Source organism: Variovorax beijingensis (assembly GCF_003951285.1).
In the GTDB taxonomy this organism is placed as follows: Bacteria; Pseudomonadota; Gammaproteobacteria; order Burkholderiales; family Burkholderiaceae_C; genus Variovorax; species Variovorax beijingensis.
In genome coordinates, this window is the sequence record NZ_RXFQ01000066.1 from 1 (window position 1) to 1,458 (window position 1,458).

The window sequence follows — 1,458 nt, forward strand, 5'->3', positions numbered from 1 at the left end:
GGCTCGAAGGCGGGGCCCAAACCCTCCATGCGCAAGCACCGCGCACGCCCGAGGCGCCGGCCCGGCCGCTCGCGAACCCGCGCAAGAAGGAGGCCATGGCCTCCGCCGCGCCGCTGACCCTGGCCGGCGGTGCCGCGGGTGCCGCGGGTGCCGCAGGCGATTGGACCGAGTTCTAGACCCACCCACCCCCACAGGAGAACCCTGATGAAAGCCGCAGCCACGGACTCGTCCCAGCCAACGCGCCCCTTCGTCTCGCTGGCGCGAACGCTCACCGTCAGGGCCACTTTCGCCATCCTTCTGATGACGGCGCTCCTGCTCGCGGCGTTCTATGCGATCGGCTCTGCACAGCAGCAGCGCAGTGCCGCGCAATACGCCAATGCCAAGGCCGAAGCGATTGCGCGGTCGCTCGACATCTTCGACCGCACCATGCAGCTGACCGCGGAGAACGCTTACGGCGTCTTCCGCCGCCAGTTCGCGGCCACCTTCGCCGTCGAAGATGCTGCCCAAGGCATCGTGAGCAGCTACGGCACGCCGATCAACGGCGCGAGCACGAGCGAGGTGGACGCCTTCGCGCGGGATTTCCCCGGCGCCAACGCCACGGTGTTCGTGGCGCAGGGCGAAGACTTCCGCCGCATCACGACCTCGGTCAAGAAGGAGAACGGCGAGCGCGCCATCGGAACGCTGCTCGACCGCAAGAGCGCAGCGTATCCGGTGCTGCGTTCGGGCAGGAAATTCGTCGGCCGCGTCATGCTGTTCGGGCGCCCCTTCATGACGGTCTACGAGCCGGTGCGCGATGCCGCGGGCCAGGTCGTTGCGGTGCTCTACATCGGCCTGGACATCTCGCAGCAGCAGGCCTCCTTCGGCGAAGCAGTGGGCCAGAGCCGGATCTTCGACACGGGCGGGCTCTACATCGTGAACCCGGGCGCAGACCCCGCCGCCGCCACGCTCGTGTTCCATCCGTCGGCGGCCGGCAAGAAGCTGTCCGAAGTTCTGCAGGGCGCAGATCCGGCCGGGTGGCTCGCCCGCCTGAAGGGCGAGGACGCCTCGTGGATCGACGATGCACCCGCGGTGCTCCTGCCGGCGCAGGCGGCGCAATCGGGACAGCGCTATGCGTCCGTGAGCAGGAGCGATGCGACCGGCTGGCTGGTGGTGGCGGAAATTCCCGCCTCGGAAGTGATGGCCGAGCTCTACCGCGAGATGAGCCTGCTCGGCGGCTTCATGGCGCTGGCCGCGCTGCTGCTGGGCGCGGCGCTGATCGTCTTCATCCGGCGCATGGTGCGGCCGCTGCGCGTACTGAGCGAGCATGTGCAGGCCATCGGCCAAGGGGACCTGTCCCGGCCGTTGTCGTCCGACCGCCGCGACGAGATCGGCGTCATCACGCGGGCCGTCGAATCGATGCGCGGCGGCCTCGCCAAGGTGGTGAGCGGCGTGCGCCAGGGCACCGACGCCATCGCCACG

General features: G+C 69.6%; 1 protein-coding gene. It reads left to right on the plus strand.

What is annotated here, in order from left to right; all coding sequences use genetic code 11:
- Positions 1-204 precede the first annotated feature (204 nt).
- Positions 205-1,458 (plus strand): Cache 3/Cache 2 fusion domain-containing protein (locus EJO66_RS32400; protein WP_125967288.1); only part of this gene is annotated, 1,254 nt, incomplete at its 3' end.